Below are 15,237 nucleotides of genomic sequence, written 5' to 3'. Positions count from 1 at the left end.
GCCCCTCTGACGGACCTTGCTGGTCTGACGGATCTTGCTGGGCCCGCGCCGCCCTGCGGCTCTACGGGCTTACGGCCTTGCCTGCCTTGTTCCAGTTGTCCCGTAGGCGGTCCAGGTACGACTGGGCCTGGCGGCCCGGCTTCGCCCCGCGTGCGAAAGCGAGCATGTTGCCGGAACCGGCGTTGTAGCCGAGCGCCAGCAACTGGTCCTTCGTGTACGGGCCGTCCTGCCCCGCGGCGTCGAGCTGCGCTGCGAGGTCGTGGAGATGCCATGCGGCGGCCTTGATCGCGAGATCGCGGTCGTCGGGCAGTTCGTCCCAGGAGCGTGAGGCGAAGTCGCGGTTGCGGCGGGTCTCCTCGTAGGCAGCGCGGTGCATGTTGGCGATGCCGAACGCCGCGTCCGGCTTGAACCGCTGCCAGGAGCGCTCCAGTTCGGGGTCGTGCGGCTTGTACGCCTCGTTGTAGAGGATCGCCATCACCAGCCGGGGGCTGACCCCCGCGCTTCTGGCGTGCCGGCGTACGGGGTCCGCGTAGCGCGCGGGGTCGTAGTTGCGGTCCTTGCGTGGCGTGGCCGAGGAGCCTCCGGCCGGCGGCTCGTCCGGCGACGGGGAGTGCGTGCCGGAAGCGGAGGGGCTGCCCGAAGGGCGTTCAGGCGGGCTCGCCTGCCCGCCGTCAGGGTCCTTGCCTCCGCGTGCCATCCCCCATACGACCAGCACCAGGACCGGAATGACCCACCAGGCCCATGGTTTCCGTGCCTCAGCCATCCTCCGCCTCCCCTCGCTCCACGCCCGCGTTCGCCTTCGCCTTCCCCTTGGTCTTTGCCTTGGTTTTTGCGTTCGGCTTCGTCTTGGTCTTCGGCTTCGACTTCGCGTGCGCGTTCGCGTTCGCGCTTGTGTTCCCGGTTGTACCGGGCCCATCGTCGCCTACGGTGCGCGGGGTGGAGGCCGCGCGGCGTTCGTAGCGTGCCCTGGCCGCGACCAGCGCGCCGCCGTACAGAGCCAGTACCAGCCCGAGCATCGGGTAGTACACGAGCGGCAGCGCCGTCATGCCCAGCGGTGGGCCCAGCGGAGAGAGCGGCAGCAGCAGGCCGACGGCCGTGAGCCCCGCGACCGCGAGGCGCAGCGGGCCCGGCGTACGGGCGAAGGCGGCGCCGCGCCCTGTGCGCAGCAGCACCATGACCATGCCCTGTGTCAGCAGGTTCTCGGTGAACCAGCCCGCGTGGAAGACATCCTGGGAGTTCTCGCCCGGCATCCCGTGCAGTGCCAGTCCCAGCACGGCGAACGTGGCGAGGTCGGCGACCGCGTTGAGCAGTCCGAAGCCGGTGATGAAGCCCAGCAGCGCGCGGGGCCGCAGCACCGTAGGGCCGCGCAGCGTCGACCTGCAGGGGCGGTCGAAGGCGAAGGCGAGCTGCGCCGCGTCGAAGCACAGGTTCTGCACCAGCACCTGTGCGGGGAACATCGGCAGGAACGGCAGCATCAGCCCGGCCACCAGCATCGCCAGCACATTGCCGAGGTTGGAGGAGAGGACGATCCGCAGATAGGACGCGATGTTTCCGCCGCTGCGGCGGCCCGTGGCGATGGCCTCGCCGATCGCCGTCAGGTCCTTCGCCGCGAGCACCACGTCCGCCGCCTCGCGGGCCACGGGTGCCGCGTCGCGCGGAGCCAGGCCGATGTCGGCCGTGTGCAGGGCGGCCAGGTCGTTGACGCCGTCGCCGAGGAAGCCTGTGATGTGCCCTTGCGTGTGCGTGTGCCCGTGCTCGTGCGTGTATCCGCGCTTGTGGCCGTGCCCTTGCGTGTGCTCGTGCCCTTGGCCGCGCTTGTGTCCGCGGCTGTGCGTGTGCCCGCGCCCGTGCTTGTGCCCGTGTGCGCGCAGGGCGCCGACCACTCGGGCCTTGTGCGCGGGGGTGCAGCGTGCGAACACCGTGTAGCGGCAGGCCACTTCGGCCAGCTCGGTGTCGTCCAGCGCGTCGATACGGTCGCCCGTGACGACCTCGTCGTCCCCACGTCGTGTGTGCTCAGTCCCTGGTCCTGTACCGGTACCGGACCAGGGCTCAGCCAGTAGTCCCAGGTCGCGGCAGGCTCGGGCTGCCGTGCCCGGGTGGTCGCCGGTGAGGACCTTCACCGTGACGCCCTGTCGTGCGAGGTCGGCCAGCGCCTCGGCCGCCGTCGGAACCAGCGCGTCGCGCAGCCCTACGAAGCCGCGGAACGTCAGTCCGCGCTCGTCGCCCGGGACGTACGGGCCCAGGCGTGCGCGTCGTTCGGCCGTCGCTACGGCCAGTACCCGCAGGCCGTCCTCGGCCAGTGCCGCGGCGCGCTGCCGTAGCGTGGCCCGCGTGCCCTCCTCCAGGGCGCATCGCTCCAGTACGTCCTCCGCCGCGCCCTTGACCACGACGGTGTCGGTGCCTCTGTCTGCGCCTCTGCCTGTGCCTCGGTCTCTGCCTGTGCTCGTTCCTGTGCTTGTGCCTGTGTCCGCCGCGACTGTGTCCGCCGTGCCTGTGTCCGCGCCGGACGGGGTGTACGGGGCGCGTACGACCGCGCAGGAGATGCGGCGTACCGGGTCGAAGGGGAGTGCCGCCACGCCCTCCCATTCGCCGATGCCGGGTTCGGCCGGTTCGGCCGTTGTGTCCTCGTCGTCGGGTGGGAGCTGGTCCAGCAGGGCCTCGTCCAGTGCGTCAGGTACGGGGAGTTCGGCCAGGTGCAGGGTCCAGAAGCTGTTGAGCGCCGCCCACTGCGCCACCGTGGGATCGGGTGCGCCGTCCGGGCCGAGCGAGCAGTCCAGTACCGGGCGGCCCTGTGTGAGGGTGCCCGTCTTGTCCGTGCACAGCACGTCGGCGGCGCCCAGGTCGTGCAGCGCGGGCAGTCGCCGCACGATCACCTCGCGGCTCCGCGCCAGTACGGAGGCGCCGCGTGCCAGCGCCGTGGTGACCACGACGGGCAGCATCTCCGGGGTGAGCCCGACCGCTACGGCTACGGCGAACGGCAGCGTCTCCAGGCCCCTTCCGCGCAGTGCCGCGTTGGCCATCAGGACCAGGGGCGGGGTGAGCAGCATGAAGCGGATGAGGATCCAGGCGACCCCGTTGACCGAGCGGTCGAACGCGCTTGCCCGCTGGCGGGTGGGGGCGCCTCGGTGGGCGCCCCTGTGGCCGCCGCGGTGGGCGTCGGCGAAGTGGGTGGCCGCGCCTGTGGCCACCACCACGCCGGTGGCGCTGCCTGAGGCCACGCTGCTTCCCTGGAAGCAGAGTTGGGGTGCGGCGTATGCCGTGTCGCCGTCTTCGGGTGTGCCCTGCGCCCCCGGTGGTGCCGTCGTTGGTGCCTCCACCGGGTGTTTGGTCACGGGGGCCGACTCGCCCGTCAGTGCGGCCTGGTGGACGGTGAGGCCCGTCGCGCGGAGCAGCCGTAGGTCGGCCGGGACCAGGTCGCCGGGGCCCAGTCGCACCACGTCGCCCGGCACGAGCTGGTCGACGGGGACCTCGCGTGTCTCCGGCGGCGCGTCCTCGGTCGCGCGGCGGCGTACCGTCGCCGTCGTCGGCAGCAGTGCGCCGAGCGTGGCCAGGGAGCGGTCTGCGCGGTACTCGCCGCTGGCCCGTAGCGCGCCGCTGACCACGACGAGTACCGCGATCACGCATGCGGTGCCCCATGAGGCGATGACCGCCGATACCAGTCCCAGGCACAGCAGGACCGCTGTGAACGGGTCGCGCATCGCGTGCGCCAGTCGCGCCGGCCACGAGGGGGTACGGCGTCCGGGGAAGGTGTTCTCGCCGTACCGCGCCAGTCTGTCGTCCGCGTCTGCGTTCAGTAGGCCGCGGGGGCCTGTGTTCAGGTGCCGTAGGGCCTCTAGGGAGGTCATGCGGGATGCGCTGGGTGCGCTGGTGCCTGTGCGTTCGCCTGCGTCTGCGCCGCCTGTACCTGCGTCTGCGCCGCCTGCGTCTGCGTCTGCGCCTGTGCGGGGCGGGTTAGGCGCCCAGGCCACGGTTCCGTCCCGGTTCGTTTACGGGGACGGTTCGCTGGGTGAGTCGTTCGATCAGTAGTCGTACGACGGCCACCACGTCGGGGTCGTCCACCAGGTACACCACCCGGCGGCCCTCGCGGCGTGAGCGCACCAGGCCGGCCAGCTTCAGCTTCGCCAGGTGTTGGCTCACGGCGGGGAGTGCGCCGCCTACCCGTTCGGCCAGGTGGCTCACGTCGCTTTCGGCCTGGGCCAGTGCCCAGACGATGTGCAGGCGGGCCGGTGAGGCGAGCAGGCCGAAGGCGGCTGCGGCTTCCGCCAGCACGGTGGCCGGCGGGTCGCCGGTGGTGTCGCTTTGTGTGCTGTTGCCCGCTGCCATGCGTGTGACTCTAACGGCTCTTCGCGTGAGGCTCGGTGGGTACCCGATGTGGGGCTCCGCCCCCTTTGCACCTTGCTGTGTGTTTCTTGTCTTTCCCTTACAGGATGCTGGTGTATATGGGGCTTCGCCCCTTTCCCCGTTGGCCTCGCCGGCCGGGCGTTGGGGGGCTCCGCCCCCCAACAGCCCCCCGCTAGAGGGGGGCTCCTCCCCCAGACTCCGTCCGGGGGGACCCCCACCCTCTAGGACTCCCCCCGCCCCGCGTGGGGGACCAGCCCTGGAGTTTTGTTGGCCGGTCGGGGCGGTGGGTGTCTGGTGCGGTCCTGGGTGGGGCTGTGGGGGAGGTGGGGTGGCTGTTAGGTTTTGTGGGTCCGTGGAGGGGGCGGGGTCTCCTCTGTTGTTGCCGTCTCAGGGAGTCAGCTTGTTCGGCCTCAGTGAGATTGCCGTTCTTCTCCTCGTCGCCGTTGTGCTCCTGGGGGCCAGGAAGTTGCCCGAAGTCGCCCGGAACATGGGCAAGTCGACGCGCATTCTCAAGAGCGAGGCCAAGGCGATGAAGCGGGGCGACGATGGTGCGGGGCCCGTCAATGTGGTGACGCGGGCTGAGCGCGAGAAGCAGTGATCTGGGCGGGCGTCGGGGGGCTGTTCGTTGCCGTTGTCTGTGCGTTTCTCTCGCGGGCGGCCAACGCGCGTGCCCGGGAGATGGAAAGTACCGAGACGCTTGCCGCGCGCGATCTGCGCGCCCTGCGCGAGGCCGCTGCCGAGTCGGCCGGTGCGGGGCACTTCCGGTACGTCAGCGAGGTTGCCGGTCATGCGCGTGCCCACAAGGACGGGGCTCTGCGCTCCGAGCTGCAAGGTGTCGAGTGCGTCTGGCACCGGCACCGGATCACGCGTAAATACGAGGAGATCTACCGCGACGGCAAGGGCAACCGGCGGCGCAGGACGCGTACCGAGAAGGTGTCCGAGTTCTCCAGTTCCACCGCGTTCTTCGTGGAGGACGCCACCGGCAAGACGGTGATACGGCCCGGCAGTCGCGAGGTCACGGGCGCCGAGAAGATCTTGGACCGTTTCGACCCGCACACCGGCGGTCGGCGCGGTGTGCGGGTCGGCCCGTTGCGTCTCGGCGGAGGCGGCGGCACCGTCGGCTTCCGGCGTGAGGAGTGGGTCGTACGGCCCGGCAGCCGGTTCTACGTCCATGGCGAGGCGAGCGACGAGGGTGGTGGGCTCTCCGTGGGTGCACCGGCCGAGGGCGGGCTGTTCGTCATGTCGGTCAAGTCCGAGCGTGAACTGCTCAAGGGTGAGAACAACAAGGTCCTCGGCTTCGGTGTCGGCACGGGTGTCGCCGCGCTCGCGGGCGCTGTGCTCCTGGTGGTCGGCGCCCTCCACTGAGAGGTTCCTCGTTCAGCCGGGGTGGTTCACTGCCGTGCGGCAAGGCGCTCGATCGCTGCCAGTACGGGGGCCACGCCGTCCTCCTCCCGTAGTTTCGTGGCCAGTTCGGTGGCTCGGCGTGCGTGAGAGGGGCGGCGGGTGGCGACCGTCAGTGCGGCGGCCAGGCGGTCGGAGGTGAGGCGGCGCAGGGGGACGGGGTCGGGGGCCACGCCCAGTGTCGACAGGCGTGCCGCCCAGAAGCCCCCGTCGAACTGAATGGGCACGGGTACGGCGGGGACCCCGGCACGCAGGCCGGCCGCCGTCGTGCCCGCACCGCAGTGGTGCACCACGGCGGCCATCTTCGGGAAGAGCAGTGCGTGCGGGATCTCGTCGATGGTGAGTACGTCCTCGTGTGTGCCGTTCCTGTCCGTGCCTGCGTCGGTTCCCAGGCCCGCCCAGCCGCGCTGGAGTACGCCGCGCAGCCCCGCGGCGCGCAGGGCGCGAACGACCAGGGTGGTGGTGCGTCGGGGTTCGGGGACGGTGGCGCTGCCCAGGCCGACGAAGACCGGGGGAGGGCCCGCGTCCAGGAACTGGCGTACGTGCGGGGGTAGTTGGGCGTCCGGTGTGTCGTAGGGCCACCAGTATCCGGAGACGGTCAGGCCGCTGCGCCAGTCGTCGGGGCGGGGCACCACCAGAGGGCTGAAGCCGTGGTGCACGGGCCAGCGGTGGCGCTCGCGTGCGCGGTGGCCGGCGGTGCGGGCCGTGCCGCGGGGGAGGGCGAACACCTCGCGGACCGTTGTACGGACGGCGTCGGCGAAGACCTGGTCGACGGCCCCGCTGACCATGCGCCCGGCCAGTTTGTTGCCCACGGGGCCCCAGGAGCGGCCACCCAGTACGGAGGGGCCGAACTCCCTTGTGGCGTGCAGGGGTTGGAGGAAGACGCCCATGGTGGGTACGCCGAGGCACTGGCCGATGGCGTGGCCCAGCGGGGCCAGTGAACTGGAGAGGAGCAGGACATCGTTCGCCCGCGCCACCTCCACCAGGGGCGGCACCATGTCGCCGACCAGGGCGCGTGCCATTCCGACCAGTCGCAGTATTTTGCCGGGGCCCGACGCGCTGTCGTGCAGCGCACGGCCACGCCCCGACTCCAGCTCGGCCCGTGGATCGACGGGCAAGGGGTGGAAGTCCACTCCGGTCGCCTTCACCAGCGGCCCGAACGAGCCGTGGGTGGCGACCGTCACCCTGTGCCCCGCCTTGGCCAGGCCGTGCGCCAGCCCCGTGTAGGGAGCGATGTCTCCCCGTGAACCCGCTGTCATCACCGCAACACGCATCGCACAAGTATCGCCCCCTCGCGGCAGAAGAGGGGAGTGCGACGCGGAGCCGGCGGGCGTCAGTGGCCCGACATCGCGCGGTGCATCGCCAGGTTGCTCACCAGGAGCCCGCCGTCGACGGGGAGGGTGACGCCGGTGATCCAGGCCGCGTCGGGGGAGGCGAGGAAGGCGACGGCCGCCGCGATGTCGGCGGGCTCACCGACGCGGCCCAACGGGTAGTGCTCAGCGAGCAGTTCGAGCGCGCGTGCGCGGTCGCGCCACACGTCGGTGCGTACGGTGCCGGGCTCGACGAGGTTGACCCGTACGCCGCGCGGTGCCGACTCGACGGCGAGCGTACGGGTGAGCGAGGCGAGGCCCGCCTTCGCGGCGCTGTAGGCGTGATCGCCGTAGTGCTGCTCCGCGTTGACCGAGCCGATGTTGACGACGCAGCCCCGTCCGCCGGCCGCCGCCAGATGCGGCAGCGCCGCGCGGGTGCAGCGGGCCGCGCCGTGCAGCGTGACCTCGAAGTCCTCGTACCACGGCGCCTCCTGGCCCTCCTCGAACCGTTCGGTGTCCATGTGGCAGGAGTGGGCGTTGTTGACCAGTACGTCGAGGCTGCCGAAGACCTCGGCCGCGTGGGTGACGGCCGCCTGGACCCCGGCACCGTCGGTGACATCGCACGCGTACGGCTCCGCCGTGCCGCCGCCCGCGCCGATGGCCTCCGCCACGGCGGCGGCCCGCTCCGGGTAGCGGTCGGTGACCAGGACCCGCGCTCCCTCGGCCGCGAAGCGCCGCGCTACCGCCTCCCCGATGCCCCGGCCCGCGCCCGTCACCATGACTCCGTAGCCCTCGTATCGCGTCATCGGCCCATCTTAGGAACGCCGTTGGAGCAGGCGGGCCGGTGGAGCGGGCAGCCACCAGGCGAGCGGGTGCCCGCAAGCGCGTCTCCCCGCTGCTGAGCCCTCTCCCCGGGCCCGTGCGGCGCCTCGCTCGGATCACGTGCCCCGCCCGGTGTTCACGCGCGACGCCGGCCCGGACTTCCTCCTCCGGGCCGGCGACGCCGTGGCCGCGCAGGTAGCGGGCGCCGAACGCCGTGTCCTCGCGGGCCAGAACCACATGGCCGGCCCGAAGGTCCTCGCGCCCGCGCTGGAGCGCTCCTTCCTCGCGGTGGGGCAGCGAGGCGCCGCGAGGGCCAACGCGCGTTCACCAGTGGGCAGTTGAGCCGTCTCAGCCCGGTATGCGCTCACCGGTGCGTGAGGCGGCCCGCACCGTCCTGTTGTGTCGCTCCTCCCAGGTGGACAGCGCCAGACCGCACGCGTGGTCCATGTGCCGCAGCCCGTCCAGGCGGAGTTCGACCGTACGGTCGGTGGGCAGCGCGTCCAGTTGGTCCTGGAGCTTCGGCAGTCGCAGGAACGTCGCGTTGCCCAGCACCAGGACCCGCAGGGGGTGTCCGGGGCCCGGGTCCTCGGTCTCCACGTGGATGTGCGAGGTCTCCCATGCGGTCTTGACGACGGCCGTGAGCAGCCCCAGCAGTACCCCCTGGAACATGTCCGTGGCCACGATCGCCAGCGCGGTCACCGCCAGCACCACGGCCTCGGCCCGGTGCTCGCGCCACATGGGCGCCAGGTCCCGTACCGGGAGGAGCTTCCAGCCCGCGTGCACCAGCACACCGGCCAGCGCGGCGACGGGGATCAGCTCCAGGGCCGCGGGGAAGGCCGCGGCGAACAGCAGCAGCCACACCCCGTGCAGCACGCGGGAGACCTTCGTGCGCGCGCCGGCCGACACATTGGCCGAACTGCGCACGATGACCGCCGTCATGGGCAGCGCGCCCAGCGCCCCGCACACGGTGTTGCCCGCGCCCTGTGCCATCAGCTCCTTGTCGTAGTCGGTACGCGGACCGTCGTGCAGCCGGTCGACGGCGGCGGCGGAGAACAGCGACTCGGCCGAGGCGATCAGCGTGAACGCGAGCACTGTCCCGAGCATCCCGGCAGAGGCCAGCCCGGCGAAGTCGCCCAGGCCGGGCGGCTGTACGGCCTGGAGCAGCCCGGTGACCTCGACGCGCGCCACGGGCAGGCCGAGAGCGGCCGTCGCACCCGTGGCCAGCAGTACCGCGGCCAGCGGTGCGGGCAGCGCCCGCGCACCCGCCTTCCACCTGGGCCACAGCACCAGTACGAGCACCGTGGCCACACCGATGCCGGCAGCGGTCAGTGCCGTGGAGTCGCCGACGGTTTTCCCGACGAGCGAGGCCAGCCCGAGGATCTTGTCGGGGCCACTGCTGGGCGCCGTCGCGTCGGCGAGCGCGTAGAGCTGTCCCGCGATCAGCACCAGGCCGATGCCGGCCAGCATGCCCTGGACGACCGAGACGGAGATCGCCCGGAACCAGCGGCCCAGCCGCAGCGCGCCCAGTGCGATCTGGATCAGCCCGGAGGCGAGCACCAGCACGCCGAGCCCCGCGAGGCCGTGGGCCTGTACGGCCTCGTACACCAGCACGGTCAGTCCGGCGGCGGGACCGCTCACCTGGAGGCTGCTGCCCGGCAGGAAGCCGGTGACCAGGCCGCCCACGATCCCGGTGATCAGGCCGAGTTCGGCCGGTACACCGGAGGCGACGGCCACGCCGACGCAGAGCGGCAGCGCGACCAGGAAGACGACGACGGAAGCGGTCAGATCGGCCCTGAGCGTGCCCCGGCTGCGGAAGGGATTGAGTTTCGTGAGAAGGGGAGTGGGGGTCATGGCGGTCCTCAGAGGGGCAGAAAGGCGTCGGCGTGCGGCTGGTGTTCGAGGACAAGCCCGGTGTCGATGGCGTAGAACCAGCCGCGCAGCCTGAGCTGCCCCGCCGCCTCCCGCTCCGCGACGCACGGGTAGCCGCGCAGCCGCGCCAACTGGGCACGTACGTGCCGCTGCACGGCGGCTGCCACATCGGCCTGTGCCTCCTCCCCGCTCCCGGCCGCGAGTTCGGCCGGAGCGGCGAGCTGCGCCTCCAGCCAGCCGGCGACGGCCGGCACGGCCGCCAGGTCGTCGCCGCGCACCCGCGCGCCGACGGCGCCGCAGTGCGAGTGCCCGCACACGACGACCTCGGGTACGCGGAGCACGCTGACGGCGTACTCGATGGTCGCCGCCTCACCGCTGGGGTGCGCTTGGCCGCCGTAGGGCGGCACGGCGTTGCCCGCCGTACGCAGCTCGAAGAGCTGGCCGGGGCGGGCCCCGGTGAACACGGCGGGCACCACCCGCGCGTCGGAGCAGGTGATGAACAGGGCCTCGGGCGCCTGGCCCTGGGCGAGCTTCCCGAAGCTCTCGCGCTCCTCGGCACGGCCGCTGACATGGGAAGGGAAGTTACGGACGTGGGGTATGAGGGACTGCATGAGGACTACCTCGCGTGGGGGTAGGTACGGTGCGGACACGTGGGCGTGGAACGCCCCTCAGTGCCGGAACACCTGATGCAGTACGGGCACGCCGACGGATCTGCGCCACGGCATCCCGGCGCTCCCCGTCGCGGGGGCGCCCTTGCCCCGGCGCTCCTCGAAGGCGTGGTCGCGGGGCTCCCATGGCTTGCGGGGCCTCTCACCGGGCACGGGCGGCGCCGCCGCTGCGCGTGCCGCGCCGCGCGCGTGGCAGTCGGCGTGCTCCTGCTCCGTCTCCCCGGCAGGCGGGGACGCGCTCTCCTGGACCGAGGCGGCGCGGCTCTGGGCGGCCTGCGCCTCCTGCGCCACCGTTCCCGCGCCCGCCAGCAGGAGGGAGAGCACCAGCGCGACGGCGTACGCGCACGCACGCCGCACGGTCACACCGCTTCGCATCCTCCTCCTCCGGGTTCGGGACCTGCGGGAAACGCAAGATCTACGGGAGACTCCATGGTCACCCGCGGCCTGTGACGGACCACGGTGCGCGCGGTGAACGCCGGGTGAACTCCCGTTGCGCATCGTCCGGATCACCGGATCAGGAGGGCAGGGCGGGTCATCGGTGCCCGATGACGTGCCGGCGGCCCTCAGAGTTCTCTGTGAGTGGGGCGCGCGGCGGCGCGCTCAGGTGCTGCCGGGCCTCGCCGGGGCGCCGGACTCTCAGGGTCCTCCCAGAAGCTCTCAGAAACCGGTCGGCACGGCCCGCCAGGCTCTCGCTCATGACAACGATTCACGTAAGGGGCCTGACCAAGCGGTACGGGCCCGACACCGTGGTGGACGACCTGTCGTTCACCGTGGAACCCGGGCAGGTGACCGGCTTTCTCGGCCCGAACGGGGCGGGCAAGTCCACGACCATGAGGATCATCATGGGCCTGGCCGCCCCCACAGCGGGCTCCGCGACCCTCGGTGACCGCGACTACCGCGACCTTCCCGTGCCACTGACCGAGGTGGGCGCGCTGCTCGACGCCGCCGCCGTCCACGGCAGTCGCAAGGCGTACGACCACCTGCACGCACTCGCCGTGAGCAACGGCCTTCCCCGGCGCCGGGTCGAGGAGGTGCTGGCCAGGACCGGACTGGAGAGCGTGGCGGGCAAGCGGGCCGGCGGGTTCTCGCTCGGCATGCGGCAGCGGCTCGGCATCGCGTCGGCACTGCTCGGCGACCCGCGCGTGCTGATCTTCGACGAGCCGGTGAACGGGCTCGATCCCGAAGGCATCCGCTGGATACGGGACTTCATGCGCTCGCTCGCCCGCGAAGGCCGGGCGGTACTCGTCTCCAGCCACCTCATGAGCGAGATGGCGCAGACCGCGGATCACCTGGTCGTCATCGGCCGTGGCCGGCTCATCGCCGACACCGGCATGAGCGAGTTCCTGCGCGCCAACGGCGGGGGCACGGTGCTCGTCCGTACGCCCGAGGCCGGTGCCTTCGCGCTCCGGCTGACCGCGGCCGGAGCCACCGTGCGGCAAGGGCCCGAACCCTCGCTCCTGGTGTCCGGCATGACCAGCGACGAGATCGGCAGGCTCGCCGCGTACCACCGCGTCACGCTCGGCGAACTCTCCCCGCAACAGCCCTCGTTGGAGGACGCCTTCATGGAACTGACCAAGGACAGCGTCGAGTACCAGGGAGCCACCGCATGACCACGCTCGCCACCGCGCCCGGAGTGCCCGAGGAGCCCGACGCGTGGGAGGCACCCCGGGCGCCGGGGACGCCCGTGGTGACCTTCGCGCACACACTGCGCGCGGAGTGGATCAAGCTCCGCAGCCTGCGCTCCACCTGGTACACGCTCGCCTGCCTCCTGACGGTCGGGCTCGGCATCACGGCGCTCTCGATGAGTTCGGCCGGACAGGACTACACGGGCGGTACGGCCGCCGAGCGGGCCGCATGGGACCCGGCCGGCCTCAGCCTGACGACGTACATCGTCGCCCAGTTGGTCATCGCGGTCCTGGGCATCCTGGTCGTCACCTCCGAGTACGCGACCGGCCTGATGCGGACATCGCTGACCGCCACGCCCCGCAGGCACCGGCTGCTGGCTGCCAAGGTGGTGGTGGCCACCGCCGTCGCCATGGTGGCCGGCCAGGTACTGATGTTCTCCTCGTTCTTCCTCGGACAGCTCCTCCTGAGCGGACAGCACGTGCCAGGCGCGGCGCTCGGCGACCCCGGAGTGCTCTCAGCCGTCACGGGCGGCGGCCTCTACCTCGCGGCAATCGCCCTGCTCGCCGTCGGCCTCGGCACGCTCATGCGGGCCACGGCCGGCGCGCTCGCCACCCTGGTGGGGATCGTCTTCCTGGTGCCCGCCGTCTCGGGCCTCTTCCCCTCGTGGCTCCAGGGCCTGTTCGACTACTGGCCGACCAAGGGCGCTGCCGCGGTCTTCACGACGGTCACGGACCCCGCCTACCCGCACCCCTGGCTGAACCTGGGCGGAATGTGCCTCGGGATCGCCGCCGTACTGGCCGCGGCGTTCCTCGTCTTCCGGCGCCGCGACGTGTGAAGGGCCCTAGGGACGCGCGCTGGGCCCCGTCGCGGCGGGGGGACCGCTGCTCGTCGCCGGTCGGCCCCGTCGACGGTACGCAGCCGTCCGCTCGTTCGCAGGGCTGCCCGACCGGCGCTCCGTATCCTGACGCACGTGGAAGGAACAGGTCAGGCGATGACGCCCGGAACCGAGGCCCAACGGCTGCTGGTGGTGGAGGACGAGGCGACCGTACGCGAACTGCTCTCCGCGACACTGCGCTTCGCCGGGTTCCGGGTGACCTCGGCGGCCACCGGCACCGAGGCGGTCGCCGCCGCCACCGAGGAGCCGCCCGATCTGGTGCTGCTCGACGTGATGCTGCCGGACATGGACGGCTTCGAGGTGGTCAGGCGGCTTCGTGAGCAGCGCCCCGAGAGCCCTGGCGTGCTGGTGCCGGTCCTCTTCCTCACCGCCAGGGACCGGCAGGCCGACAAGGTCACCGGGCTCTCCCTCGGCGCCGACGACTATGTGACCAAGCCCTTCGACCTGGAGGAACTGATCGCCCGCATCCGCGCCATCCTCCGCCGAACCGCCGGCCACCGGTCCGACGTGCTGACGGTGGGCACGCTCGCACTCGACGCCGAGGGGCACCAGGTGACCCGTGCGGGGCGACCCGTGCGGGTCTCGCCCACCGAGTTCAGGCTGCTGCGCTACCTGATGGAGAACGCGGGCCGCGTGGTGTCCAAGGCGCAGATCCTCGACCGGGTGTGGCGCTACGACTTCGGAGGGGACGCCAGCATCGTCGACACCTACATCTCGTATCTGCGGCGCAAGGTGGACGTCGAAGAGCCCAAGCTCATCCACACCGTGCACGGCGTGGGCTTCGTGCTGCGGGCGCCCCGGCGGTGAGGCAACCGCTGCGCGGGCTCGCGCCGTTGAGGCATCCGCTGCGCGGGCTCTCGCTGCGGGCCAGGCTGCTGCTGCTCACCGTGTGTCTGCTGCTGGCCGGGCTGAGCCTCATCAGCGCGGTCGTCTCGGACCGCCTGGAGAGCTACCAGCTCGGCCGGCTCGACAGCCAGTTGCGCTCGCTCACCGAGCTCATCTCCCGGGTGCCGGACGAGGGGCTGTCCCAGGTGGGGAAGACCCCCGGTCACCCCGAACTGCTCGGTTCCGGGCTGGACCTGTTCGGCGCCCCTTATCTGCTGTACCTGGACGCCGACGGCAGGGTGGTGGGGGACGCGCACTCACCGCGGCTGGACCGCGCGACCGTGCCCCCGCGCCGCGAGCTGCGTGCGGTCCCCGCCGACGGTACGGCGGTCGGCCTGCGCGCGGCCGACGACTCGGGACGCTGGCGGGCCGTCGCGCGCGGGACCGTCGGCAGGGAGGGAACGGTGGTCGCGGCGGCGCCCCTCACCGAGGCCGATGCCACCATCGCCCGTCTCCGCAGGAGCAGCGTCGTCAGCGGCGCCGTGCTGCTCGTCCTGCTGACGGTCGTCGGCTGGTTCGCTCTCGGCCGCGGGCTGCGACCGCTGCGCCGGATCGAGCACACGGCGGCGGCCATCGCCGGCGGCGACCTCGCCCGGCGCGTCCCGGCGCTCGCACCGCGCGGCACCGAGATCGGGCACCTCGCCGCGTCGCTCAACACCATGCTCGGCCAGCTCGAAAGCGCCTTCGCCGACAGGGCGGCGTCCGAGGCCAGGATGCGCGCCTTCGTCTGGGACGTCAGCCATGAGCTGCGTACCCCGCTGTTCGGCATCAAGGGCTCGACCGAGCTGTACCGGATGGGTGCGATGCCCGAACGGGCCGACGTCGACGAGACGATGCGCCGCATCGACGGCGAGGCCACCCGCCTCACGGCACTCACCCAGGACCTGCTGCTGCTCGCCCAGCTCGACGAGGCGCCCGAAGGGCAGCTCGACCGGGCCCCGACGGATCTGCGCACCCTCGCCAACGACGCGCGGCACGATCTGCGTGCCCTCGACCCGACGCGGCCGGTCGAGCTGACGGGGCCCGGCGGCGGCCCGCTCGGGCCGGCTCAGGTGTACGCCGACGAGGCCAGGCTGCGGCAGGTCGTCGCCAACCTCGTGGGCAACGCCGCAGCGCACACGCCGCCGGGCACCCCGGTCCGTATCGGTGTCGGCACGGCGGACGGCCGCTCCGTGCTCGAAGTGGTCGACGAGGGGCCGGGGTTGACGGCCGGGCAGGCGGGCCGCGTCTTCGACCGCTTCTACCGTGCCGACCGCTCCCGGAACCGCTCGGGCGGCGCCGGAGCGGGGCTCGGGCTCGCCATCGCCCGCTCCCTCGCACGGGCCCAGGGCGGCGACGTCGAACTGGAGACCTCCCCCGGCGCGGGAGCCCGCTTCCGCCTGACGCTGCCGCCGCTGGAGGACACGGCCGCCCCTTGAAG

Annotated in this window: 15 protein-coding genes; 7 read left to right on the top strand and 8 right to left on the bottom strand. The window is 72.3% G+C overall.

Features of this window, described 5'->3' with window-relative positions:
• Positions 1–61: 61 nt before the first annotated feature.
• The 3 genes from NMN56_RS20650 to NMN56_RS20640 form a co-directional block, all read right to left on the bottom strand.
• Entirely contained in the window at positions 62–763 is a 702-nt protein-coding gene (locus NMN56_RS20650; RefSeq protein ID WP_274046582.1) for a lytic transglycosylase domain-containing protein, read from the bottom strand.
• A complete protein-coding gene (locus NMN56_RS20645; RefSeq protein WP_274046583.1) occupies positions 756–3,845 on the bottom strand; it encodes a P-type ATPase actuator domain-containing protein in 3,090 nt (1,029 codons plus the stop codon). The genes NMN56_RS20650 and NMN56_RS20645 overlap by 8 nt, the downstream gene beginning before the upstream one ends.
• 106 nt (positions 3,846–3,951) lie before the next feature.
• On the bottom strand, positions 3,952–4,323 hold the full coding sequence (locus tag NMN56_RS20640; protein WP_274046584.1) for an ArsR/SmtB family transcription factor: 372 nt from the start codon (positions 4,321–4,323) through the stop codon (positions 3,952–3,954).
• Positions 4,324–4,741: 418 nt separating this feature from the next.
• Here NMN56_RS20640 and NMN56_RS20635 point away from each other — a divergent pair, with 418 nt between their 5' ends.
• Positions 4,742–4,939, top strand: a complete 198-nt coding sequence (locus tag NMN56_RS20635) for a twin-arginine translocase TatA/TatE family subunit (protein ID WP_274046585.1) — start codon at positions 4,742–4,744, stop codon at positions 4,937–4,939.
• 80 nt (positions 4,940–5,019) lie between these two features.
• The gene (locus NMN56_RS20630) at positions 5,020–5,706 is read left to right on the top strand and encodes a GIDE domain-containing protein (RefSeq protein WP_274046586.1); all 687 of its coding nucleotides are present in this window, start codon (positions 5,020–5,022) and stop codon (positions 5,704–5,706) included.
• A 26-nt stretch (positions 5,707–5,732) separates the two neighbouring features.
• On the opposite strand, the gene NMN56_RS20625 is transcribed toward NMN56_RS20630, so the two are convergent.
• Positions 5,733–7,016, bottom strand: coding sequence for a glycosyltransferase (locus NMN56_RS20625; protein ID WP_274046587.1), 1,284 nt, complete (start codon positions 7,014–7,016; stop codon positions 5,733–5,735).
• Between the two features lie 59 nt (positions 7,017–7,075).
• A complete protein-coding gene (locus NMN56_RS20620) occupies positions 7,076–7,858 on the bottom strand; it encodes an SDR family NAD(P)-dependent oxidoreductase (protein WP_274046588.1) in 783 nt (260 codons plus the stop codon).
• Positions 7,859–7,994: 136 nt separating this feature from the next.
• On the opposite strand from NMN56_RS20620, the gene NMN56_RS20615 reads away from it, so the two are divergent.
• The gene (locus NMN56_RS20615) at positions 7,995–8,216 is read left to right on the top strand and encodes a hypothetical protein (RefSeq protein ID WP_274046589.1); all 222 of its coding nucleotides are present in this window, start codon (positions 7,995–7,997) and stop codon (positions 8,214–8,216) included.
• A gap of 6 nt (positions 8,217–8,222) precedes the next feature.
• Here NMN56_RS20615 and NMN56_RS20610 read toward each other — a convergent pair whose 3' ends face one another.
• The 3 genes from NMN56_RS20610 to NMN56_RS20600 are packed head-to-tail and all read right to left on the bottom strand — an operon-like array spanning position 8,223 to position 10,786.
• Complete coding sequence (locus NMN56_RS20610) at positions 8,223–9,725, bottom strand: SulP family inorganic anion transporter (protein ID WP_274046590.1); 1,503 nt, start codon at positions 9,723–9,725, stop codon at positions 8,223–8,225.
• 8 nt (positions 9,726–9,733) lie between these two features.
• Positions 9,734–10,354 (bottom strand): carbonic anhydrase, encoded by a 621-nt coding sequence (locus tag NMN56_RS20605; protein ID WP_274046591.1) that lies wholly within the window; start codon positions 10,352–10,354, stop codon positions 9,734–9,736.
• 57 nt (positions 10,355–10,411) lie between these two features.
• Positions 10,412–10,786: a hypothetical protein gene (locus NMN56_RS20600; RefSeq protein WP_274046592.1), complete on the bottom strand. Its 375-nt coding sequence runs from the start codon at positions 10,784–10,786 to the stop codon at positions 10,412–10,414.
• A gap of 320 nt (positions 10,787–11,106) precedes the next feature.
• Between NMN56_RS20600 and NMN56_RS20595 the strand changes: the two genes are divergently transcribed.
• From NMN56_RS20595 to NMN56_RS20580, 4 genes are all read left to right on the top strand, one after another.
• Positions 11,107–12,021 carry an ABC transporter ATP-binding protein gene (locus NMN56_RS20595; protein ID WP_274046593.1) on the top strand — a complete coding sequence of 305 codons (915 nt, stop codon included), beginning with the start codon at positions 11,107–11,109 and terminating at the stop codon, positions 12,019–12,021.
• Positions 12,018–12,872, top strand: coding sequence for an ABC transporter permease (locus NMN56_RS20590; protein ID WP_274046594.1), 855 nt, complete (start codon positions 12,018–12,020; stop codon positions 12,870–12,872). The genes NMN56_RS20595 and NMN56_RS20590 overlap by 4 nt, the downstream gene beginning before the upstream one ends.
• A 156-nt stretch (positions 12,873–13,028) precedes the next feature.
• Positions 13,029–13,739 (top strand): response regulator transcription factor, encoded by a 711-nt coding sequence (locus NMN56_RS20585; RefSeq protein ID WP_274046633.1) that lies wholly within the window; start codon positions 13,029–13,031, stop codon positions 13,737–13,739.
• Positions 13,736–15,235, top strand: a complete 1,500-nt coding sequence (locus tag NMN56_RS20580; protein ID WP_274046595.1) for a sensor histidine kinase — start codon at positions 13,736–13,738, stop codon at positions 15,233–15,235. Before NMN56_RS20585 ends, NMN56_RS20580 begins: the two co-directional genes overlap by 4 nt.
• Positions 15,236–15,237: the final 2 nt, after the last annotated feature.

The sequence above is a fragment of the Streptomyces iconiensis genome (genome assembly GCF_028657195.3).
Taxonomy (GTDB): domain Bacteria; phylum Actinomycetota; class Actinomycetes; order Streptomycetales; family Streptomycetaceae; genus Streptomyces; species Streptomyces iconiensis.
The sequence above is the reverse complement of the archived record's forward strand: the minus strand, read 5'-3'. Positions and strand labels throughout refer to the sequence as shown.

Bases quoted from the DNA above. Each gene is read 5' to 3' on its own strand.
- NMN56_RS20650 (WP_274046582.1), bottom strand. From the start codon at position 763: ATGGCTGAGGCACGGAAACCATGGGCCTGGTGGGTCATTCCGGTCCTG.
- NMN56_RS20645 (WP_274046583.1), bottom strand. From the start codon at position 3,845: ATGACCTCCCTAGAGGCCCTACGGCACCTGAACACAGGCCCCCGCGGC.
- NMN56_RS20640 (WP_274046584.1), bottom strand. From the start codon at position 4,323: ATGGCAGCGGGCAACAGCACACAAAGCGACACCACCGGCGACCCGCCG.
- NMN56_RS20630 (WP_274046586.1), top strand. From the start codon at position 5,020: ATGGAAAGTACCGAGACGCTTGCCGCGCGCGATCTGCGCGCCCTGCGC.
- NMN56_RS20625 (WP_274046587.1), bottom strand. From the start codon at position 7,016: ATGCGTGTTGCGGTGATGACAGCGGGTTCACGGGGAGACATCGCTCCC.
- NMN56_RS20620 (WP_274046588.1), bottom strand. From the start codon at position 7,858: ATGACGCGATACGAGGGCTACGGAGTCATGGTGACGGGCGCGGGCCGG.
- NMN56_RS20610 (WP_274046590.1), bottom strand. From the start codon at position 9,725: ATGACCCCCACTCCCCTTCTCACGAAACTCAATCCCTTCCGCAGCCGG.
- NMN56_RS20605 (WP_274046591.1), bottom strand. From the start codon at position 10,354: ATGCAGTCCCTCATACCCCACGTCCGTAACTTCCCTTCCCATGTCAGC.
- NMN56_RS20600 (WP_274046592.1), bottom strand. From the start codon at position 10,786: ATGCGAAGCGGTGTGACCGTGCGGCGTGCGTGCGCGTACGCCGTCGCG.
- NMN56_RS20595 (WP_274046593.1), top strand. From the start codon at position 11,107: ATGACAACGATTCACGTAAGGGGCCTGACCAAGCGGTACGGGCCCGAC.
- NMN56_RS20590 (WP_274046594.1), top strand. From the start codon at position 12,018: ATGACCACGCTCGCCACCGCGCCCGGAGTGCCCGAGGAGCCCGACGCG.
- NMN56_RS20585 (WP_274046633.1), top strand. From the start codon at position 13,029: ATGACGCCCGGAACCGAGGCCCAACGGCTGCTGGTGGTGGAGGACGAG.